Source organism: Streptomyces sp. NPDC008086 (assembly GCF_042957325.1).
GTDB lineage: Bacteria > Actinomycetota > Actinomycetes > Streptomycetales > Streptomycetaceae > Streptomyces.
Genome location: NZ_JBIBIA010000006.1, coordinates 409,775 through 430,071, shown reverse-complemented (window position 1 = coordinate 430,071; position 20,297 = coordinate 409,775). Strand labels below are relative to the sequence as shown.

At 68.4% G+C, this 20,297-nt stretch carries 16 protein-coding genes, 1 tRNA gene and 2 pseudogenes; 7 read left to right on the top strand and 12 right to left on the bottom strand.

The features are described from left to right. Nucleotides 1-27: 27 nt before the first annotated feature. The gene (locus ACFZBP_RS23325; RefSeq protein ID WP_391415745.1) at nucleotides 28-528 is read left to right on the top strand and encodes a nuclear transport factor 2 family protein; all 501 of its coding nucleotides are present in this window, start codon (nucleotides 28-30) and stop codon (nucleotides 526-528) included. A gap of 232 nt (nucleotides 529-760) precedes the next feature. On the opposite strand, the pseudogene ACFZBP_RS23320 reads toward ACFZBP_RS23325, so the two are convergent. Continuing rightward, nucleotides 761-1,090: pseudogene (locus ACFZBP_RS23320) on the bottom strand (transposase); the annotation flags it as partial. A 73-nt stretch (nucleotides 1,091-1,163) separates the two neighbouring features. Further along, entirely contained in the window at nucleotides 1,164-2,795 is a 1,632-nt protein-coding gene (locus ACFZBP_RS23315) for a DHA2 family efflux MFS transporter permease subunit (protein ID WP_391415743.1), read from the bottom strand. 135 nt (nucleotides 2,796-2,930) lie between these two features. Between ACFZBP_RS23315 and ACFZBP_RS23310 the strand changes: the two genes are divergently transcribed. Together ACFZBP_RS23310 and ACFZBP_RS23305 are read left to right on the top strand one after the other, a co-directional pair. Next, nucleotides 2,931-3,632 (top strand): TetR family transcriptional regulator, encoded by a 702-nt coding sequence (locus tag ACFZBP_RS23310; protein WP_391415741.1) that lies wholly within the window; start codon nucleotides 2,931-2,933, stop codon nucleotides 3,630-3,632. A gap of 181 nt (nucleotides 3,633-3,813) precedes the next feature. Further along, nucleotides 3,814-4,023 (top strand): hypothetical protein, encoded by a 210-nt coding sequence (locus ACFZBP_RS23305; RefSeq protein ID WP_391415739.1) that lies wholly within the window; start codon nucleotides 3,814-3,816, stop codon nucleotides 4,021-4,023. A gap of 167 nt (nucleotides 4,024-4,190) precedes the next feature. On the opposite strand, the gene ACFZBP_RS23300 is transcribed toward ACFZBP_RS23305, so the two are convergent. From ACFZBP_RS23300 to ACFZBP_RS23280, 5 genes are all read right to left on the bottom strand, one after another. Then, entirely contained in the window at nucleotides 4,191-4,841 is a 651-nt protein-coding gene (locus tag ACFZBP_RS23300; protein WP_391415737.1) for a TetR family transcriptional regulator, read from the bottom strand. 135 nt (nucleotides 4,842-4,976) lie between these two features. After that, nucleotides 4,977-5,981, bottom strand: coding sequence for an NmrA family NAD(P)-binding protein (locus ACFZBP_RS23295; RefSeq protein ID WP_391415735.1), 1,005 nt, complete (start codon nucleotides 5,979-5,981; stop codon nucleotides 4,977-4,979). A 249-nt stretch (nucleotides 5,982-6,230) separates the two neighbouring features. Beyond that, nucleotides 6,231-7,247, bottom strand: coding sequence for an FAD-dependent oxidoreductase (locus ACFZBP_RS23290; RefSeq protein WP_391416095.1), 1,017 nt, complete (start codon nucleotides 7,245-7,247; stop codon nucleotides 6,231-6,233). A gap of 70 nt (nucleotides 7,248-7,317) precedes the next feature. Further along, nucleotides 7,318-8,256: an alpha/beta fold hydrolase gene (locus ACFZBP_RS23285; RefSeq protein WP_391415733.1), complete on the bottom strand. Its 939-nt coding sequence runs from the start codon at nucleotides 8,254-8,256 to the stop codon at nucleotides 7,318-7,320. After that, nucleotides 8,253-8,540, bottom strand: coding sequence for a hypothetical protein (locus ACFZBP_RS23280; protein WP_391415731.1), 288 nt, complete (start codon nucleotides 8,538-8,540; stop codon nucleotides 8,253-8,255). Before ACFZBP_RS23280 ends, ACFZBP_RS23285 begins: the two co-directional genes overlap by 4 nt. A gap of 135 nt (nucleotides 8,541-8,675) precedes the next feature. Here ACFZBP_RS23280 and ACFZBP_RS23275 point away from each other — a divergent pair, with 135 nt between their 5' ends. From ACFZBP_RS23275 to ACFZBP_RS23265, 3 genes are all read left to right on the top strand, one after another. Next, nucleotides 8,676-9,299 carry a TetR family transcriptional regulator C-terminal domain-containing protein gene (locus tag ACFZBP_RS23275; protein WP_391415729.1) on the top strand — a complete coding sequence of 208 codons (624 nt, stop codon included), beginning with the start codon at nucleotides 8,676-8,678 and terminating at the stop codon, nucleotides 9,297-9,299. 142 nt (nucleotides 9,300-9,441) lie between these two features. Then, a complete protein-coding gene (locus ACFZBP_RS23270) occupies nucleotides 9,442-9,750 on the top strand; it encodes a hypothetical protein (RefSeq protein ID WP_391415728.1) in 309 nt (102 codons plus the stop codon). Nucleotides 9,751-10,131: 381 nt separating this feature from the next. After that, nucleotides 10,132-10,204, top strand: a tRNA-Arg gene (locus ACFZBP_RS23265). A 462-nt stretch (nucleotides 10,205-10,666) separates the two neighbouring features. Here the strand turns inward: ACFZBP_RS23265 and chvE are convergent. Continuing rightward, a complete protein-coding gene (chvE, locus tag ACFZBP_RS23260; protein ID WP_391415726.1) occupies nucleotides 10,667-11,752 on the bottom strand; it encodes a multiple monosaccharide ABC transporter substrate-binding protein in 1,086 nt (361 codons plus the stop codon). A gap of 474 nt (nucleotides 11,753-12,226) precedes the next feature. Between chvE and ACFZBP_RS23255 the strand changes: the two are divergent. Next, a pseudogene (locus tag ACFZBP_RS23255) lies at nucleotides 12,227-12,617 on the top strand (Uma2 family endonuclease); the annotation flags it as partial. A 300-nt stretch (nucleotides 12,618-12,917) separates the two neighbouring features. Here the strand turns inward: ACFZBP_RS23255 and ACFZBP_RS23250 are convergent. The 4 genes from ACFZBP_RS23250 to ACFZBP_RS23235 form a co-directional block, all read right to left on the bottom strand. Continuing rightward, the gene (locus tag ACFZBP_RS23250; protein ID WP_383447793.1) at nucleotides 12,918-13,337 is read right to left on the bottom strand and encodes a roadblock/LC7 domain-containing protein; all 420 of its coding nucleotides are present in this window, start codon (nucleotides 13,335-13,337) and stop codon (nucleotides 12,918-12,920) included. Continuing rightward, nucleotides 13,334-15,316: a nitrate- and nitrite sensing domain-containing protein gene (locus ACFZBP_RS23245; protein ID WP_391415723.1), complete on the bottom strand. Its 1,983-nt coding sequence runs from the start codon at nucleotides 15,314-15,316 to the stop codon at nucleotides 13,334-13,336. The genes ACFZBP_RS23250 and ACFZBP_RS23245 overlap by 4 nt, the downstream gene beginning before the upstream one ends. Before the next feature lie 448 nt (nucleotides 15,317-15,764). Next, nucleotides 15,765-18,701, bottom strand: coding sequence for a discoidin domain-containing protein (locus tag ACFZBP_RS23240; protein WP_391415721.1), 2,937 nt, complete (start codon nucleotides 18,699-18,701; stop codon nucleotides 15,765-15,767). 110 nt (nucleotides 18,702-18,811) lie between these two features. After that, nucleotides 18,812-20,260 (bottom strand): GH32 C-terminal domain-containing protein, encoded by a 1,449-nt coding sequence (locus tag ACFZBP_RS23235; protein ID WP_391415720.1) that lies wholly within the window; start codon nucleotides 20,258-20,260, stop codon nucleotides 18,812-18,814. Between the last annotated feature and the right edge of the window lie 37 nt (nucleotides 20,261-20,297).

Here is a 20,297-nt window from a genome sequence, read left to right as displayed (position 1 = left end):
CACGCTTGAGGAAGAACCCTTCCTCCCATGGACACCGAAGAGACGCAGCGTCGGCAGCAACGCCGGCTGCAGACCCTGACCGACCGCGCCGAGATCACCGACCTGCTGGACCGCTATCTGCGTTCCCTGGACGACGGCGTCCTCGACGAGGAGTGGGCGGCCGCCTTCCACACCGAGGACGTCACCGCGGAGATGCCCATCGGCACCGTCCACGGCCGCGCCGCCCTGCTGGCCCGCGTCCGCCAGGGTATGGCCCTGTTCGACCGCACCGTCCACCTCGGCACCAACAACGTCATCGAGATCGACGGCTCCCGAGCCACGGCCCGCGGCGCCCAGCTCAGCACCCACGTCCTGGCGGACGGCTCGGCCGACGTCTTCATCTCCGCCGGCCACACCGACACCGAACTGGTCCGAACACCCGACGGCTGGCGCATCTCCGCCACGTCCCTCCACGTGGTCTGGACCCAGGGGCCCCCTCCACGCCTCCCGGCCGAGCTCACCTCCGCGCCGCCAAGCAGCCACCCCTGACCTGCGCAAACGAGAACCCGCCCACGACCGATCCCGCATCCGCTGGGCTAGGCGCCGGATCTCCGCGAGATCCGTAAGTTCCTCGCCTTCGTTCTCTCCGCAAGATGTGACGGCCCGGATCGGGGCGGTCGCCCCACGTCGGTCGCTGTCCCCGCATTCAGCCGTCATCAGCTCGGCGACAAGCCCGCGGAGGAGAGCCCCTCGCGTTCGGCGCGGTTTCACCTTGCTGGTGCACCCCGGCCGCGTCGTGGTGAGCGCGCGCGGTGGTGGAGTCGACGCTGACCAGGGACAGAGCGATCTCGCCCCGCTTCGCGGCTTCCGCGATCAGGCCCTCCAGCAGGGCCTCGAAGACGCCGACGTCACGCCACTGTCGGGAGCGGTTGTGGACGGTCGGCCAGGCGCCGAACTCCTGCGGCATCTCCCGCCACTGCCCGCCGGTCTTGAGCCGCCAGATCCCCCCGAACTGCTGCCGCAGCCGCTCGGGATACGGGCCGTACTCGCCGATCGGTCGGTACGGCTCGATGAACTCCCATTCCTCGTCCGTCAGTTGCACGCGTGTCACGCAAGAAGGTCTACCGTTCCAGGCCCCGCCACGACAGCGAATCCCGCAGATAGATCACGACTCGATACGCGCCCTAGTGGATGGGCCCGGCGTACTCCCGCACAACCGCCGCCTCGCTCGCCGTCGTCCCGGCCCCCGGCTCGGCGCTCTTCTTCGCGAACCCGCGCCGGCCCGGCAGGATCGCGAGGACGATCAGTGTTCCGGCGGCCATGATGATCCCGCCGATGAGGCTGGTCTGGGCGACCCCGTGGGCGAAGGCCTGGTGGACGGCGTCCACGGCGGCCTGGGCCTGCTGGGGGCCGGCGGAGGGATCCTGCCCGACCCGCTCCGCGACGGCCAGGCCGGCGCCGACCGAGTCCTTGGCGGTCTCCATCGCCTCGCCCGGGAGCCGGTTGCCCACCAGGTCGGTCAGCTCGTCCCGGTAGGCCGTGCCCAGCAGCGAGCCCAGCACCGCGATGCCCAGCGCCCCGCCCAGCTCCAGCGCGGTGTCGTTGACACCGCCGCCGACGCCCAGCTCGGACTCGGGGAAGGAGCCCATGATCGTGTCGGTCGCCGGGGAGATGGCCAGTCCGAGCGCGAGGCCCAGCATCATCAGCGGCACCAGGAAGTCCCCGTACGTCGACCCCTTGTCGATCTGAGTGAGCAGGAACATGCCCGCCGTGCCGACGGCCAGGCCGGTCACGACCATCACCTTCACCCCCAGCTTCGGGGTGAGCATCCCGGTCAGCGCGGACCCGAGGAACACCGCACCGCCCAGCGGCAGCAGCCGTACACCCGTTTCCAGGGCGCCGTAGCCGAGGACGAACTGCAGGAACTGCGTCGAGTAGTAGATCACGGCGAACATGCCGAAGAAGAAGAACATCACCGCGAGCATCGAGCCGCTGAAGGGCCGCAGCGCGAACTTTCGGACGTCCAGCATCGGGTGCGGGTGCCGCAGCTCCCAGGCGACGAAGGCGACCAGACCGACACCGGCGACCACGGCGGCGATGACGGGGCCGACGCCCCATCCGGAGTGCGGGCCCTCGATGGCGGCGTAGATCAGGGAGCCGACCGTGACGATCGACAGCAGACCACCGACGTAGTCGATCCGGCCCATGCCCTCCGCCTTGGACGGCGGTACCAGGACGAGCGCGCCGAACACGGCGACGAGGGCGATCGGCACGTTGATCAGGAAGGTCGAGCCCCAGGCGTGGTCCTCGAGCAGCCAGCCGGAGACCAGCGGGCCGACGGCTACCGCGACCCCGGAGGTCGCGGCCCAGGCGGTGATGGCCTTGGCCCGCTCGCTCCGAGGGAAGGTCGCGACCACCAGGGACAGCGTGGCCGGCATCACGACCGCGGCACCGACACCCATGATCGCGCGGGCCGCGATGACCAGCGAGGTCTCGTCGACCATGCTCCCCATCACCGAACCGGCGGCGAAGATCAGCAGACCCAGCACCAGCGCGCCGCGCCGGCTGTACTTGTCGCCGATCGCGCCCAGCACCAGCATCAGCGCCGCGTACGGAACGGTGTAGCTGTCGACGACCCACTGCAGATCACTGCTGCTCAGGCCCAGGTCGGTGGTCATGTCGGGGGCGGCGACGATCAGCGACGTGTTCGCCATCACCGTGATCAGCAGGCTCAGGCACAGCACGAGCAGCGCCCACCAGCGCCGCGCGTACGGCCCGGTCATTTTCTCCACGGGGGTGTTTGCAAGGAAGGGCATCAATAGCTCCTGAGAGGGACGGGGCGGACGAGCGGAAGCTCTTATTTGCCCATCGATGTGCACACTAGTTTATTGCCCATCTATGTGCAACTATCGCGATGACTCCCTCCCCACACCCGCCCTCGAGGTACCGACGTGACGAGCCGACCAGCACGAATACCGACGACGAGGCCGAGACGATCTCCGGCCCGGCCCCACGAGACGCCGCCCCCTCCGGCGCCGCGTCGGGACGCGCGGGCCACCCGTGCCCGGATCCTCGACGCGGCCCGGCGGGAACTGACCCGCGACCCCGACAGCAGCCTGGAGGACATCGCCGGTGCCGCCGGTGTGGCCCGGCGCACCGTGTACGTCCACTTCGCCTGCCGCGCCGCGCTCGTCGAGGGCCTGGCCGCCGAGGCCGCGGAGGCGATCCGACGCGCCGTTGCGGGCGCCCCGGCCCCGACCCCCGACGCCGTCGCGGACCTGGCGCGATTCGTCCTCGTGATGTGGCCCGTCGGCGACCGCTACCGTGCCCTGATCCGGCTGGCCCGCGGCCATGACCTCGCACGCGCACGCGTCGACGAACTGCTGACCCCCGCCCGCGACATGGCCACGAGGGTCTTCGCCCACGGCCGCCGGCAGGGCGTCTTCCAGACCACCGTCCCGCCCGACCCGCTCGGCCGGGCCATCGAGGCCCAACTGCTGGCCCTGCTCGGCTGCGCCGACTGCGGCCTGTGGTCCGACGACGGCACCGGCGCCGCCACCGCCACCCTCATCGCCGCCGGAGTCGCCCCGGGCGCCGCCGCCGCGAAGGTCGATCAGGTACGGAAGTCCGGGTCGCTCCCGAGTCCCGTCTGAAACCCCGTGCCCGTACCCCACTCGCACTCACACATGGCCGCCCCCAACTCCCTGTCTCCTGAAGCCCTTCGGAGGAGGGCCGACGTACCGCCCCGCCCCCGAGCACGACCGTGACCAGGAGTGCGAGATTTCGTACTCGTACTCGCACGAACCCGCCGACGGTTCCGACCGCCCGCTGCCGGTGAGCGAACTCGCCCTGCGGATGGACGGGTTGACGAAGTCGGACGACGACAGCGAGGCCCGGGCGCGCTCGGCGGAGGCGATCGTCTTCCAGCCGTACGCGGACCTGTCCGACGCCCTGGGCCTGGAACTGACCTGGGGCTACGGTTGCGACCGGATCCCTTCAAGGACTTCAAGGTCGCGGGCCGCGTCGCCCTGCCGAGGCGGGTGAGAAGTTGCTCGGCCAGATCTTCGCCGAGCCGATCGCACCGCGGAACATCCCCGACGGCCTCCGACTGCGCTCGGTCACCACCAGGAAGGAGAACCTCACCGCCCGCTTCTCCGGCACGTCGGTCACCTTCCGCCGTGACGACGTCGAACGGTTCGGCCGGAGAGAAATCAGGTGCCGTCGGCGGGAAGAGCCGCAGCCAGCGCCGACGCAACCTCCTCGACCACCGCGCTCGCCCGATCCTCCGGCACGCCTGCCGCGATGAGGGTGGCCGTGGCGATCCGGTGCCCGTCGTCCTCCAGCGCGCCGGTGTTGACGGACTCCACCAGAGCCACGATCAACGCCATCAGGCCTGTGCTCTGCACGGCCGGCGGCAGATGGGAGTGGAAGACGCCGTCCCGCTGCCCGCGCTCCAGGATCCCGGTGACGGCCTCCCGGGCCGGCGCGAGCACCTCGGCGACGCGCTCGGAGCCGAGGTCCCGCCGGGTGAGCGCCAGCAGCATGCGGTAGCGGTCACCCACGGGCCACATCCGGAGTACGCACCGCGCCAACGCCTGCTCGGCCGACTCCCCCGGCTCCGGCCCGGCCTCCACCGTGTTCCGCAACGTCTCGGCGGCTTCCTCGGCGAGCGCCTCCACCAGCGCCGCCCGCCCCGGGAAGTGCCCGAAGAGGGTGCGCCGGACGACCCCGGCTGCCCGCGCCAGCTCCTCCAGCGTGACATCGGGGTTCCGCCCCAGCTCCTCACGGGCCGTGGCCAGGATGCGCGCCCGGTTGGACCGCGCATTACGGCGCAGCGGCTCGCGGCCCACGGGCTTGCTCACGGAGAACCTCGCAGCATCGAAGCACGGACGAACGGCCTCCCATTTTGTCACGCCGAGCCGAAGCCCCCGTATCACGCCCCAGCGGCCGCTGCCTCACGCGGGACCCGCCCCACCTCGTGTTCTGCTCCGGAGCGCTCAGTGGTTCGGAGCAACCGCCAGCTCGCGCAGGTGGGCATTGTTCTGCAGCGCCCACCGCATGGTCCGCGGCGGGTGCCCGAGCAGGGTTTCCAGTTGGTCGGTGACGACGTCGTACCGCCCGCCGGCGACCAGCCTGGTCAGGGTCCTCATGTGCGCCGCCACGTGCTGGGCCGCGGAGTCGCCCAGGGTTTCCCGCAGGAAGGTCTCGTCCACGAAGGCCTCGTGCCAGGCGTCCAATTCCTCGGGGATGTAGGTGACCTGGCGTCCCAGCGCGGCTGCGTAGTCCTCAGCGAACCCGTACATGTCCTTCAGCTCCGGACCGGTGAGCTCGTAGGACTTCGAGATGTGCGGTGCGGGGTCGACCAGTATCTTCACGCACACCTCTGCCACGTCGTGAGCGGCGATGGGCGCGAGCCGCTGGTTGCCGAAGGGCAGGCGCAGTTCACCGTTGCTCAGCGGGCCCTGTTGCATCCAGGTGATCAAGGCGTTCTCGACGAACAGGGTCGCACGCACGTTGACGGTCGGGAGGCCGGACCAGTCCAGCACCTGCTCGCAGACCCAGTGCGCCCGCTGCTGCGGTGACCAGTCCGTGACCAGTCCACCGAGCCAAGAACGCCGCTCCTCATCCGGTGTGGTCATCTTCTCGAGCGTCATGTACACCTGCTCGTAGTCGGACATGTGCACGAAGGCCTCGATGTCGCCCTGGGCTCGCGCCGCCGCGGCCATCAAGGTGAGGGCATCGGCGTAGTACGGCGACAGGCTCATGCTGAAGTAGATGCGCCGGACACCCTTCAGCGCGGCGGCCACGTCCGCGAATTTGAGCAGGTCGCCGACGAAGACCTCGGCCCCGGCCTCGCGCAGCGACTGCGCGCGCTCGTCATCCCGTCGCACGAACGCGCGCACCGGGTAGCCCTGTTCGAGCAGCATGTCGACCATCAGCCTGCTCACGCCACCGATTTGGCCGCCGGCGCCGGTGATCAGAATGGGATTGCGTTCCGTCATTGTTGTGTCCTCCATCTGGTGGGGGTGGGTCGGCCGTGCAGGAAGCCGAGGATGTGGAGTCGTCGAGGTGGGTGAGGAAGTCGAGGAGTGTGGCGCCGACCTCGGCGCGACGCTCCTGCCGCTTGCTTGCCGGCCATGACTGAAAACCGTCTGGAAGCTGATCAGCTTCCAGACCGGAAAACAGATCGGTTTCCTCGCCGATGAAGGTGAGGCGAGCGGGTGACGGGCTGAGATCTCACGGCTTCAAGATCATCGAGTGGCCGCTGTGCGGCTTGCCTCGGCGATCTCCTGGAGGGCGGCGTCGGTGTCCGCGATGGTCAGCATCCTGTTGATGTCGGCGCCGGCCAGTACGCCGGCCGCTGCGGAGGCCCCGACCTGGGCGACCAGATCGGTGGCGTTGCCGGCCACCCACACACCCGGCACCTCGGTGGCGCCGGCCGTGCCGGAGGCGAAACCGCGGCCCTTCGGCAGGTCCTGCACCGGCAGGCCCAGACCTTCCAGGCCCTTTGTGCGGGCCTGCAGCTGCGCGGCGACCGCGACGACGCGGCGGGCCACGACCTGCCCGTCGGCCAGGCGCACCCCGGCGAGGGCACCGCCGGTGTCGTTGACGACCTCGGTGACCGGGGTGTCGATGACGCGGATGCCGCGGGCGGCGAAGCGGGCGCGGCTGTCCTCATCCAGGTCGGTGCCGTGGGTGAAGTAGGTCAGGTCCTCGGTCAACTGGCGGAACAGATACGCGTGCTCGATGGAGACCGGTCCGGTGGCGAGGACGCCGATGGGCTCGTCGCGCACCTCCCAGCCGTGGCAGTACGGGCAGTGCACCACACTGTCCCCCCAGTGCTCGGCGAGCCCGGGCACCTCCGGCAGCACATCCTTCAGGCCGGTGGCCACCAGGATGCGGCGAGCGGTGATGCTGCGGCCGTCGGCCAGGGTGACGGTGAACCGCAGGTCCCCGTCCGCCGACGGGGCGGCAGGCTCGGCCGAGACCACCTCGCCGACCACGACGCGTCCGCCGTACTGGCGCACCTGCTCCCGGCCCCGTCGAAGGATCTCGGACGGCGGGGTGCCGTCCAGGGCGAGGAGGCCGTGCACGGCCTGGGCGGGCGCGTTGCGCGGGGAGCCGCTGTCGATCACGACGACCGAGCGGCGAGAGCGGGCGAGGATCAGTGCACCGTTCAGCCCCGCGGCGCCCCCGCCGATCACCACCGCGTCGACGGTCCCCTCGGCCAGTGCGTCGCTCGCGTACGGAGGAGTCGCCACAGCCATGGCCTCCTGCCTTTCCTTGTCCGTCATGGTTCGGTCAACCCTTCGAGTTCTGGGTGACTGGTGGAGGGGGTCAGCCCTTCAGGAAGCCCACGATGTGGTCGGCGACCGTCTTGGGCTGTTCGAGGTGCGGGAAGTGCCCCGCGCCGGGTATGACGATGCGTTCGAAGCCGTTCGTGAACAGGTCGTCCATGCCGTCGCTCACCTCCACGGAGAAGCAGTTGTCGTCGGCCCCGTGGAGGTAGAGCGACGGGACGGTGATGGCACCGAAGGCCCGGGCTTCCAGGGCTTGGGCCGCCTCGTCCGCGGGCGGCGGCGTGAACAACTGGCGGTAATAGCCCAAGATCTCGGTCAGCACTCCGGGAGCACCCAGGGTTTCCTTGAGCGCGGCACGCTCCGCGTCCGGCAGCTCGTAACCGGGTGACCATTCCCGCCAGAGCCGGTCGATGAAGGCGAAGTCGTCGTGCTCGACGGCCGCCTCCGCCAGGGCTGACTGGAAGAAGAACATGTACCAGCTGCGTCGCTGCTGGTCACCGTCGGTGACCAACGCGTTCATCGTTTGACGGCCATGGGGACCCGCCATGGTGACCAGCTTGCGGACACGCCTGGCATCGAGGCTCGCTGCCGCGTACGCCGCCGCGGCGCCGAAGTCGTGGCCGACGAGATCCGCCTGCTCGCGCCCGAGCGCTTCGATCAGGGCCAGGACGTCCTGGCCGGTCGAGGCAATGCGGTAGGAGCCGTCGGGAGCCGCGCCGCCGGGCCAGTATCCGCGCTGGGCGGGCGCGACCGCCCAGTACCCCTCCCGCGCAACACGGTCGAGGGTCCCGGCCCAACTGGCGGCATGGTCGGGAAACCCGTGGAGGAACACCACGAGCGGCCCGCTGCCGGCCTCAAGGATCGGAACCTCCAGCCCGCCTGCCTGAACCGTCCAATGACGGACGCGGTCGCTCGCCCGGGATCCCCTGGCCGGGGAGTCCTCGCCAGAGGACGGTCGCTGGGTCACCTGTGTCATGAGTTCAACCTCCAAGCCGCCTTCGCAGCGTCGCGGTCCGGCCATTGCGGACCAAGTAGCAAGTAAGCGGCGCAGGTGATCGCGTACGCGCCGAGCACCCAGCTCAGGTTCGACCGCGAGGACTCGCGGACACCGCCGCCGATGTAGGACAGCCCGACGTTCGTGATGTACAGATCCAGTACGGCGATGAAACTCGCCGTCGCCAGGATGGCGAGGACCAGACCGGGCCTTGCCGGCCTGGAAGGCGTCGCCACGCCGGGCGGCGCGGAGGAGTTCGAAGGCATGGGTTGCCCTCAATCGCGCCAGGCACGCACGCAGCCTGTCCGGGGAGCTCAGGACCGTTGTGGACTGAACAGTCAGAAACCTAGTGGTTCTGTACTTGGTTGTCAAATACGGCAGGTCGGCTTTACCTTCGATGTATGGCGAGACCACGAAGCTTCGACCCCGACCACGTCCTCCACGCCGCCGAGCGGCAGTTCCGCACCTCGGGCTACAACGGCACCAGCGTCGACGACATCAGCGCCGCCACCGGCCTGGGCCGCGGCAGCCTCTACGCCGCGTTCGACGGCAAGCACGGCGTGCTGCTGCAGGCCATGGCCGGCTACTTCGCCCGGCTCGGGGAGGGTCCGCGGAAGATGCTCGCCGGACCGGACGAGGGCGCCCTGGAACGACTGCACGCCTACCTGCTCCGCGCCGTCCACGGGGTACCACTCGCCCCCGACGTACCCCCCGCCGCCGACCGGACGGCCGCGGCCTGCTTCGCCGCCAAAATGGCCCTGGAGATCGGCGCCTCCGACCCCGAGGTGAAACGCCTGGCCAACGACTGCTTCTCCGTAGTCCGGACAGCGGTGGCCGACTGCGTGCGAGCGGCACAGCGCAACGGCGACATCGACCCCGACGCCGACCCCGACGACCTCGCCTACCTCCTGCTGACCATCATCCGCGGGACCGATGTCGTAGGCGCCTACGGCCACAGCCCCGACCGCCTCACCTCGATCGCGGAAACCGCGTTCGCACTCCTGCCCCGCCCCCGCCACCGCTGACAAGGGCACGGCCGACCTCGCTGCACCGGCATCCGATGCGGCCGGCCCACCTCGACGCCGTGATCTCGTGTGTTGGCGCGTGCTGTGGTGTTCCGGGGGTATGCGGGCGGCGCTCCTCGGTCCTCGGACGTGAGGCGGTTCCATGCATGCTGCTGCCCAAAATGAGGGCCAGGACCCGCTTGCCGACCGTCTGATCAGGGCCGGTGCCGCATTCGAGGGCAGCGCGGAGATCGCCGAGGCCCATGCCATGGCCCGCGACTTCCTCACCTCGGTGCAGGCCGTGCATGGGCTGTGCGCACCCGGCCCGTGTCTGCTGGGCCTGGAGATCGTCGAGGGCGCCGTCCAGATCCGCGCGTGGGACAGCAGCACCACGCTGCCGTCCATCCAGTACCGGAGGTTCATCGCCGAGCGTGGCCCGTGGTCCGCCGCCGAAACCGCGGTCCCGGTCTGAACGCGTCCGAAACGGCAGCCCGCCGTCGGTGCTCCAGACAACGAGAGTCGGCGCCCGACGCCCACGGCAACCCATACACATAGAGCAGAACGGTCCTATCGCCCTCGAACCATGTCCCCCTCGGCGTCCCCGACCATCCGCCGAGGCTGAGGAAACAGCAAGCCAGAGGCGCTCTTACAGACCATGCCGCTCACCCCCTCCGATACGGACGACGCCCACTGGCACACATCCGCTAGGCTGTCCCTGGTCGGTCGTTGGTACGGCGCCCTGTCTGCTCAAACCGCAGTGCAGAGAGCTCCACACCACGTCTGACCAGCGGGCTTGTTCTCCTTGCCGAAGATCCACGCCCTGGATTTTCGACAAGGTTTTCTACAAGCCCCCGCCTTCGTAGCTCAGGGGATAGAGCACCGCTCTCCTAAAGCGGGTGTCGCAGGTTCGAATCCTGCCGGGGGCACAAAGAAGCAGCAGGCCAGAGGCCCTGCCGTCCTGATGGGCGGCAGGGCCTTCGTTCTCACAGCACGCATGAGGCGGACGCCTGGAGACTGCCGTGAACAGTACGAAGGCCGACGCCACGGCAAGGGCGACGCGGCGACCGGACAAAAACACGTCTGCGAGCCTCTCGCCGCGAACGGCATCCGCCAGATCCATGTCGTTCGGCGGCCGGCGCTCAGTCGCGGTCTGCGCTGGGCCACGTGACGACGAACGCCGCCGCCCCGGCCGAGCCCCCGGCGCGGCCCAAACCGAACCCCGCCCCTCCTTCAGCCGGGTGTCCTGGGCGACCTCCGTGCAGACGACCATGGTGAGGCCGATCTCGGGGTGGCCCAGGCTGTCCGTCACCACGCCGGGCACGACTCCAACCGCCGACGGGAGGAGGGTGTGAGCGTCGTGCAGGCGTAATCACGTAGAGGCCGTGCCGCTACTTGAGCTCGTCGGCGGTGAAGTAGCCGTCCGTGACGAGGGTGTCGTAATTGGTCTTGTCGACGCTCGTGGGCTGCAGCAGGACTGCGGGCACGTCCTTGACTCCGTTGTTGTAACCCGTGGAGTCGTCCACCCACGGCACCCTGTCCTTGAGCAGGTCGTCGACCATGGTTGCGGCGGCCTCGGCGAGCCGGCGGACATCCTTGTAGACGGTCTGCGACTGCTGACCCGCGACGATCAACTTCACCGACGCCAGTTCGGCGTCCTGCCCGGTGATGACCGGGAGGGGCTTGATGCCGGAGCCGTAGCCGCCCGACTTCAGCGCGGCCAGGACGCCCCTCGAAATGCCGTCGTACGGCGACAGGACCGCGTCGATCCTCTCACTGCGATACCACTTGGTGAGGATGCCGCTCATGCGCTTTTGCGCGGTGGGCCCGTCCCAGCGCGGGGTGGTGATCTGTTCGAGTTCGGTCTCGCCGGACGGGACGACCAACTGCCTGCTGTCCAGGAACGGCTGCAGGTGAGTCATCGAACCGTCGAAGAAGTATTTGGTGTTGTTGTCGTCGGGAGAGCCGGCGAACAACTCGATGTTGAAAGGGCCTTTGCCGTCCTCCAGGCCGAGCTTTTCGATGATGTAGTGGGCCTGGATCAGGCCGACCATCTCGTTGTCGAAGGAAACGTAGTAGTCGACGTTCTTGGTGCCGAGTATGAGCCGGTCGTACGAGATCACCGGAATCTCCGCGTCGGCGGCCTGCTGCAGCACGCTGTTCAGCGACTTGTTGTCGATGGCCGCGATGATCAGCGCGGCGACGCCCTGCTGGATCAGTTTCCCGATCTGTGAGACCTGTGCCTTCGGGTCGTCGTCGCCGTAGACCAGCTTGGTCTTGTACCCCCTGGCCTTGAGGTCATCGACGACGCTCTTGCCGTCGGTGAGCCAGCGCTCGGAGGACCGGGTCGGCATGGCGATGCCGACGGTACCGCCCTCGGAGCTGTCCTCTGAGCCGCCCTCACTGTCCCTACCGCAGGCGGACAGGGTGAGAGCGATGGAGGCGCCTCCTGCGAGCACGGCTCTTCGATTGAACATCGTGACAGTTCCTTGTTCTTCTCGTCGGTGAGGAGTTGACGGTGTGCCAGACGTCGAGGAAAAAGCGGTGGAGCTTGCCGGGCCGTCGGCGGGCAGGTCGAGAACGAGCTGGACGCGCCGCACCCGTTCCCGGGCGGCATGGAAGGTCGGGTCCCGGACGGGTGCCGTTGGGGTAGGCCCCACGCGCCCTGGACGGACCGGACTTCAGACAGGGCCGTGCGCCGTGGCTGGTTCAGGTCGGTGCCGCGCCCCGACCAGATGCGTGCTTGTTCCGGCAACGCACAGGGCACTCGCCTTTCAACGTTCGAAATATAGCCACCTGTTCGAAATGTTGGCGCGACGGTAAGGGGAAGCAGGTGAGGTGTCAACGGTACGAACTGGATCGGTTACAGAAGGTGCGACTACGGGACTGATTGGGCGAGACGGAGGCAGCGGAACCGACCGCGGCAATCATGGACGCGGACCATGCCGCCCGACACTGGCTTCGACGTCCGACTCCAGGACGTCCCGCTCACCAATCGCCACCCGGAGGTCGTCGTGTACCGCGCCGACACGATCGACATCACCCCCCACCCGCCCTGAGCACGTGCGGCTGGTCGCGGAGGTGGTATTGCCCGGTTCGGAGACCGACCGGATCGTGAAGGTCGACCAGTACGCCAAGGCAGGCATCGGCTTCTCCCGGCGGATGGAGCATGCCGCGACAGGCGTTCCCCTCGTGTACACCTACGTTCTCGCCGCCGTGACGAACACCTACCGGGACTCAGACGTGTTCACCGGCATCCTCAAGGTCGTGGCCCCCTTCCCGGTAGAGATCGACCTCGGCCAGGTCCGACCCACGCATTGCTCAGCAGGCGCCGGCGCGTGAGCGATGCGTGGGCGGACGGCCCGATACTGGGCGGCATGAGCCGGTTCAAGTGGCTCGCCGTGCGGTTCTGACCAGGAGAAACAGCATCGCGCGCACTGTCAGGCACCACCCGGCAAGGATTCGATCTCACTCCTGAAGCGGGTGTCGCAGGTTCGAATCCTGCCGGGGGCACCACGCATTACCGCTTTGAGTGGACGCAGACCAAGACTTGGGTTCCCGTGTGGACTGTGGTCGGTTGGGCCGGAAGACCGGTCCGCACACGACCGGTCCCGAGACGCAGGTGGTCGGAGTGCGCTGCGGTCAGCCCGCGGCCACGGGTGCGGAGTTGAGTGCGCGTATCAACTGCGGGGTGAGCAGTTCGCCTGCGCGGTCGGCGAGGACGGCCATTTCGTAGCCGGCCAGGCCGACGTCGCATCCCTCGGCGGCGAGTACGCCGAGGCAGCTGCCGTCGCGGATGCGACCGACCATGAGGAAGCCCCCGAGCATCTCGATCATGACGAGCTTCATGCCGTGGAAGCCGTGTGCCGTCGCCGCGTTCTGGGCGAGGCTGGTGATACCGGAGACGACCGCGGCCAGATGGTCGGCGCGATCCCGGCCGAGGCTGTCCGAGGCGGCCATGAGCAGACCGTCGGAGGAGACGGCGACGGCGTCGGTGACGCCGTCGGTGGTGCGTACGAACTCCGAGATGAGCCAGCCGAAGCTCTGGACGGCGGTGGTCACGATGACACTCCTTGTGTGCTTCTGGCCTCGGCACGGGCGACACCTGCTCGGAAGCCGTTGAGCAGGGAGGAGACAGCCGGCCTGGCGGGTGGGGGTGTGGCGGAGCTGTTCTGCGCGGGGGCGAGCAGGCGCCCGGGAAGGGCAAGGAGTGCGGACAGGCCGCCCCCGGTGGTGTCGAAGAGGTGGACTTGCGCGCCTTCACCGAGGCGGTGGGCGAGCCGGCCGACGACGAGGTGGCCGAGGAACCGGGTGGGTGCGGCGAGAAGGGCTTCCTCACCGGCGTCGCGGAAGCGGGCGCCCGCACGTTCCTTGTCGGCTTCGGACATGCCGATGCCGTGGTCGACGACTGCGAAGCAGTAGGTGTCGTCCTCGGTGTCGTACCAGCCGTGCACTTCGACCGGTTCGGTCGGGGGCGAGAAGTTCAGCCCGTTCTCGATGAGTTCGGCGAGGAGGTGGGCGACATCGGCGACGGCGTGCCCCCGCACCCGCACCGGCTCCACGGCCGCGATCCGGACCCGCCGGTACTGCTCCACCTCGGCGACGGCGGACTGGACGACTTCCAGGCCGTCGGCGGACGCTGCCGAGGGCCGCGGCGGATTCTGCCCGGCCAGGACCAGCAGACTTTCGGCGTTGCGCCGCATCCGGGTGGCGAGGTGGTCGAGCTCGAAGAGTCCGGCGAGGGCGTCCGGGTCGAGTTCCTGCCGTTCCAGGCGGGTGATGAGGCTGAGCTGGCGCCGCACGAGGTTCTGGTTGCGGCGGCCGAGGTTGGCGAGCGATTCGGTGGTGTTGCGGCGCAGGCCGGCCTGCTGGGCGGCCAGATGGAGCGCTGTCTGTTCCACCTGGCGCAGGGACGCCGCCACCTCGGCGATCTCCGCCGCGCCAGCCAGCGCCCGCGCCTCGCGGGCATCCGGGGCATCCGCCGGCGGGAGGAACTCTTCGTGCTCCTGCGGGGACCGCTGGATACGGGCGACGGTCGCGGGCAGCCGATGCCGCGCCACGTCGTGGGCGGCCTCGGCGAGCGCGCCGAGCGGGCGCGTGAGGGAACGTGAGGCAAAGGCGGCGAGACCCGCGACGAGGGCGGCCATGAGCGCTCCGGCGACGAGGTAGGCGCCAAGGGCCAGCTCCGCGTCGTGACTGAGCCGGTCGGCCCGACCCCGTACTTCGTCACCGACCGCCTGCTGGACGGCGTACAGATCGTCGACGAGTACGGTCATCGCGTCCCACCAGACGCCGGGGTCGGCGCGCAGCGCGGAACCGTCCGCGGCGCCTTCCGCCTGATTCTCGTAGGTGGTGGCGAGTTGGGCCTCCTCGGTGCCGAACACGTTCTTCAGAGCCGCGCGCCGGGGCGCGGAGGCGACCTCCCGGAAGCGGGCGAGGGCGGTGATGCGCGTGGCGCGCGCCTCGGTGAAGGCGAGGTACTCGCGGCCGCGGAAGGCACCCTCGGCGAACACACCGTTGAGCAGCCCGCGTTCGAGAGCGACGGACTCCTTCGCCGCGGCCAGTTCCCGCAACGCCGCGAGTCCGTCACCCAGTTGACGGTCTGCGCGTGCCGCGGTCGCCGCCACGGGGTCGACGGCGTTGAGGGCGTCGACGGCGGCAGTGTAGAAGGTGAGAGTGGCGGTCCGGGCGGCGGCGTCCGTGCCGACGGTCGCTCTGTCGGCGGCGGCGCGGATGGCGGCCAGGCGCCGCAAGTGCCGCTGGATGACATCCTCGACGGCGCGTTCGGGGCGCATTCCGCGCAGCGCCGTGTCGACCTGCCTGCGCGTAGCGGCCAGTGGTTTGCGGAACCTCTCCTCGCCGCCCAATAGGCCATTCGTCAGGCCGCGTTCCCGTTGCAGTTGGTGGACCAGCGCTTGGACCCGCAGACTGAGGCCGACCTCGGCACGGGTCGTCCGCGCGTCACCCAAGGCCTCGGCACGGCCGTGAACGGCCAGCCCGGCCACCGAGAGCAACAAGCAGATCGGGACCGTGATGACCACCGCGACACGGCCTCTGATACTGCGCCAGCCAGGCATCGGCCGACGTCCGGAAATGGTTCGGTCACGGTGGTGGCGCCCGGAACCCCCCTTGCGTAAACGGCTTTTGGCGATTGCGCCGAGCCTGCCAGGCAACGGTCGGAATGGCCTCCACACCCTCATGGTGACGAAGTTAGTCCGGCCTCCGTATCGGCCGGTTTCCGCACTGTTAGACCCCGTCGGGACTTCAGTTGCGCCACCCTCACACCGCAGCACAGGAGCTTGTGACCGAGCGGGACGAAAGAGGTGCTCGGTGTCAGAGGCAAGGGGTGCCGCACCGCGCTGGGTGGAGGGCGGTGCGCACCGCCCTCCACCCAGGAGCGTCTCCAGGGGCTGGTTGACCGCCCGACAGGCAGAGGACTCTCCCAGTCGTCGGGGCGAGGTCAACGTTCGCCCGCGTGAAATCCAGAGGTCAGTTGTAGACGTTGAATTCCGCGATGGACCACCAGCTACGCGCAACATTCCCGGTGTTCACGACCTTGATGTGGCGAGCCGTCTGCGCCGGGAAGGAAACGAGGTGGACTCGTTGGCCGTCTGTCACGGAAGAGACCTTGGCCCAGTCGGTTCCCTCTGCGGATACGTACACGTCTACGCCTCGCGCATAGTCGCTGACACTGCCGCCGACATCCAGCACGATCTTGTCGAACGTCTGCGTCTGCCCCATGTCCACTTGGATCCAGAGGCCATCGTACTGCCCCGTTCCGGAGCTGTACCGGGTGTCGGAATTGCCGTCCAGCATGTTTCCGGGCGCATCCGACTGACTTGCGTCGGAAGCCTTTGCGGTCCAACCCGTCCGCGGCAGCGCAGGACCCAGATCCATGACGTCGAACGAAGATCGACCCGCATTCACTCCGCTGGTTCCCTTCACGGAAACCATGACCTTCCCCGAGGGAAGTCCCTTCGGAACGTAGGCGCTGATGCTCGTGTCCGACCAGCTGTCTATTTCGGCATAGCTTGATCCGAAATAGACCGTACCCAGCCCCTGCGCGTCACCGAAGCCAGATCCGCGAATCGTGAACTTGGAGCGCGGCATGCCTTGCTCCGGAGTCAGGCTGCTGAAGACCGGCGTCGGGAAGCTCGACAGCTTCCTGGTGGTGAACATCGCCGAGGTCCCGCTTGGCAGCGTATAGGCGTACGAGCCGTCGGTGGACATCTTGAAACTCTTGCTGTCGGCGGTCCCGTTGAACACTACGGTGACCTGTGCCCCTTCCTTGCTGGTCCAGGTCTTCAGTTGCAGGCCGTTTGATACCGCCGTCGGAACTGTGATCGAACCGGTTCCACGCGAAGACCCGTACACCTCGATATCGCCGATTGCCCACCAGAAACCGGATGCCGCAGTGCTGACGACGCGAATGTACCGCGCCGTCCGGGCGGACAACGTGACGGCCACCTTTCCTATGCCTCCGCTGCCGCTCGCGATCGCGCTACCCCAATCAGCACCGTCGTTCGACACGTATATCTGGTACTTGGTGACGTAGTCGAACGAGTTGTTCACCCCGGTGTCGAGGACGATCTTGTTGAAGCTCGTGGGGCTTCCCAGATCGATCTGGAACCAGTCGCCGCTCGTCGTCCCGTGCCCGAGACTCCATGTGGTGTTGACGTCGCCGTCGATCGCGTTCGCGGCCACACCCCAATCCGGCTGCGCCGAAGCCGTGGCGGTCCACTTGCTACGGCTCAGCGCCCTTCCTGTCGTCTGGATGGAAGCGCCGATCGGAAGGGAGTACGTGAGCAGCCTGTTTCCGGTGCGGATGGAATTCTGGTGGGGCAGGAGTGCCGGATCGTACGTGACGGTGACCGGGCCGGATGGCGACTTGAACGTGAAGTCGTGTGTCGGGTCCGAGACCTTGGTCGCTGCAGGGGTGCGGCCGCGCTGCGCAGGACCGGAGTAGGTGAAAGTGACGGCGTCGCCGGCGTTGAGGGTGTAGTCGAACGACTGCGTCCCGTCGGCGACGCTGAAGGTCTTCGTGGCGCTTCCCGAGTTGTGCGCGATCAGGACCTTCGATCCGTCCGGGTTCTGGAACGCGACGTTCTCTATGCTTCCGTCCCCGAAGGTGTTCGAGTAGATCCGCCGTGCTCCAGGCTCGACGAACTTGCTGGCGTGAGCGAGGGCGTAGTAGTCCACGTTGTAGGACACCCGTCCGTCGGCCGGATCTATCGTGAGCAGGCCCCGGCACATGGGTATACCGCCGGTGTCGCTGTTGAGCGGACCCAGATCGGGGTCGAGCGCGATGTTCCACAGCATCACCCCGTTCGCCCAGTTGCGCACGCCCTTGATGATCCACGTACCCAGTGCCTCACCGAACGCTGTCTGCTTGCTGTCCTGCCAGACACCTCCGGTGGCTTCCGTGATGTAGTTCTCTTTGCCCGGGTAGTCGTTGTGGACCACAGTCTGGGAGGTCGGGTCACCGCTGTAGATGTGCCATCCGGTTCCCGCGGTGTACTGGGAGGCAGCGGGGTCGCTGAAAATCGTCTCGGGATACGAGGGCACATCCCAGTTGTGGTCCCAGGCCAGGATCTTGGTGGAGATTCCGTTGGCCTCGAAAGCCTTGCCGATCTCCTGAATCAACTCGGATTCCTGGTAGGCGGACAGGAACATGCCGGGCCAGGAGGGTGTGCCCATGGGTTCGTTCTGCGGCGAAATGTAGGAGATGGGCACGCCGGCCTCGCCGTACGCCTGGATGAACCTTACGAAGTAGTTGGCGAGCGCGGACGTGTACTCACCCTTGAGAGTGCCTCCAATCATGGAGTCGGATGTCTTCATCCAGCCTGGTGGGCTCCACGGATTGGCCATCACCTTGATGGACGGGTTGAGCGAGAGAGCCTGCCGCAGTGCAGGAATGATGTACGGCTCATCATGCTGAATGGTGAAGTTGGACAGCGTCGGATCCGTCTGGCCCGCAGGCATGTCGTCGTAGGAGTAGTTCCCGGACGCGTTGAAATCCGTGGCGCCCATCGGGGAACGGAGCAGGCTGAGGCCGATGCCCTTCGAGGGGTGAAACAGCTTCTGCATCAGCTTGGCCCGCTCAGCCTCTGCCAGCTTGTCGATAAGCCAGGCGGAGGAGTCGGTCATGGCCGCACCGAAGCCTTGGACTCGCTGGTACTTGACGCTGTCGTCGATCTTGATCGTGAGCGGGTTGGCCGTTCGCCTCGTCTCGAAGCGCACGGCGCTTTGGCGGGCGACCCACCTGTCGGCCGAGACGTCTGTCAGCCAGACGCTCACGGAGTTGTCGTGTGTGACCTCCTCCCGCTGCGGGGCGGCGACGGCGTTCCCGGACACCTGGGTCCAGGCGGCCGCGACGCCGATGGCGGTGGTGAGGAACTGGCGTCGTCCGAGACCGTATGAACTCATCGAAGTCCTCCTTCGGACCGGTTGTGCGAGTGCTTTGCAATGCGAGTGGGGGGAGGAGTGTCCGACTTGTGGTCGGCTCTACGGCGACGGCAGTGGACGTCGGCGCGGGGCTACGCGCCGGTGCCCGGTTCCTTGATCACGAGCGGGTGCAGCTGCCACGCGTCGACCGCGTAGCCGAGGCGCGTCCCCGGTGCGGTGCGGGCTTGAATGCGCCACGGTCCCTGCCCGGTCGGGTAGAAACGCAGGGTGAGGGCCTGGCCGGTGGTGGTCAGGAAGACCTCGGCGATGGAGTGGTCGACGACAACACGCAGTTCGACCGGCCGACCGACTGGACAGGGCATCCGGTACGAGCCGCCGCGTGCCCTGAGGTCCAGTGAGGCGTGATCGCGGTCGACGACCAGTTCGCCCGCCTCGGTGTCGAAGCGGATGTCGAGGTACTCGGAGCCGTCCGGGGTGGTGAGCAGTCGCAGACCGGCTTCTGCGGTCGCCTCCATACGTGCCGTCAGGTCGAAGGCCCGGTCCACGCTGCCGAGGTCCACTGACCGCGGGCCATACGTCTCGCCCTCGGCGTGCATGACGTGCCTGCCGCGCAGGGCGAGCAGTTCGGTGGCGGGCTCCTGACGCAGGGTGCCGTTGTCGTCGACGTGGATTTCACGGGGGAGGGTGAGGACGCCGGCCCATCCGTCCGCGACGGCCCAGGCTTCGTCGCGGGCCTCCCACGACCAGCCCCACAGCAGCCACCGGTCGCCCGGCGCGCGCAGGAGGGCAGGGGCGTAGCAGTCGGGGCCGTGGTCGGTGGGTACCGCCGGGCCGGCCGTGAAGTGGCCGTCGTGCTCTTCACCGATCAGGGCTGCGACGCTCTGCGGGCCCGTCGGTAGGTTCCACGCGCTGAAGATGAGGGCGCCGCGTCCGTCGGCCGCCGGGAGGTACTGGGGGCATTCCCAGCCCTCACCGGTGAGCAGGTCCGTGCCGCTGATCGGCTCCTTCTCGCGGGCCGCGAAAGGCCCTCGGTACGTCCAGGTCTCCAGGTCGGGCGAGTCGTACAGGAGGGCGGCGGCGCGGCCGTCCGCGAGGGCGGCGCCGACCAGCATCCGCCAGCCGTCGCCGTCCTGCCAGACGTACGGGTCGCGGTACATGGTGCACCCCTCGGGCAGCTCAGGGATGAGCAGTTCGCGCCGCGGGCTGAAGGTCCTGCCGCCGTCGTGGGAGATGGCGCAGGTGACCGGTTGGTGCTGGGGGGAGCGCTCCACGAGGTGGGCGGAGTAGAAGGCGACGAGCCGGTCGCCGTCGGAGACGGCGTTGCCGGAGAAGCAGCCGTCGCCGTCCACGCCGCCGGGCGTCGGGGACAGGGCGATCGGCAGCGGCTCCCAGCTCAGCAGGTCGGGGCTGCGGAAGTGCCCCCAGTGCAGGTTCGCGTGTGTCGCGCCGTACGGGTTGTACTGGTAGGAGACGTGGTAGTGACCGTCGTGGAAGACCAGCCCGTTGGGGTCGTTGAGCCAGTTGCGGGGCGGGCGCAGGTGCGCCACGGGGTAGTGCTCATCGCGGGGTGTGGTGGACACACGCGTGCCTTTCGATATTGCAGATGGTGCCCGCCCC

Bases quoted from the DNA above. Each gene is read 5' to 3' on its own strand.
- ACFZBP_RS23325 (WP_391415745.1), top strand. From the start codon at position 28: ATGGACACCGAAGAGACGCAGCGTCGGCAGCAACGCCGGCTGCAGACC.
- ACFZBP_RS23315 (WP_391415743.1), bottom strand. From the start codon at position 2,795: ATGCCCTTCCTTGCAAACACCCCCGTGGAGAAAATGACCGGGCCGTAC.
- ACFZBP_RS23295 (WP_391415735.1), bottom strand. From the start codon at position 5,981: ATGACGGAACGCAATCCCATTCTGATCACCGGCGCCGGCGGCCAAATC.
- ACFZBP_RS23290 (WP_391416095.1), bottom strand. From the start codon at position 7,247: ATGGCTGTGGCGACTCCTCCGTACGCGAGCGACGCACTGGCCGAGGGG.
- ACFZBP_RS23285 (WP_391415733.1), bottom strand. From the start codon at position 8,256: ATGACACAGGTGACCCAGCGACCGTCCTCTGGCGAGGACTCCCCGGCC.
- ACFZBP_RS23280 (WP_391415731.1), bottom strand. From the start codon at position 8,540: ATGCCTTCGAACTCCTCCGCGCCGCCCGGCGTGGCGACGCCTTCCAGG.
- ACFZBP_RS23275 (WP_391415729.1), top strand. From the start codon at position 8,676: ATGGCGAGACCACGAAGCTTCGACCCCGACCACGTCCTCCACGCCGCC.
- ACFZBP_RS23270 (WP_391415728.1), top strand. From the start codon at position 9,442: ATGCATGCTGCTGCCCAAAATGAGGGCCAGGACCCGCTTGCCGACCGT.
- chvE (WP_391415726.1), bottom strand. From the start codon at position 11,752: ATGTTCAATCGAAGAGCCGTGCTCGCAGGAGGCGCCTCCATCGCTCTC.
- ACFZBP_RS23240 (WP_391415721.1), bottom strand. From the start codon at position 18,701: ATGAGTTCATACGGTCTCGGACGACGCCAGTTCCTCACCACCGCCATC.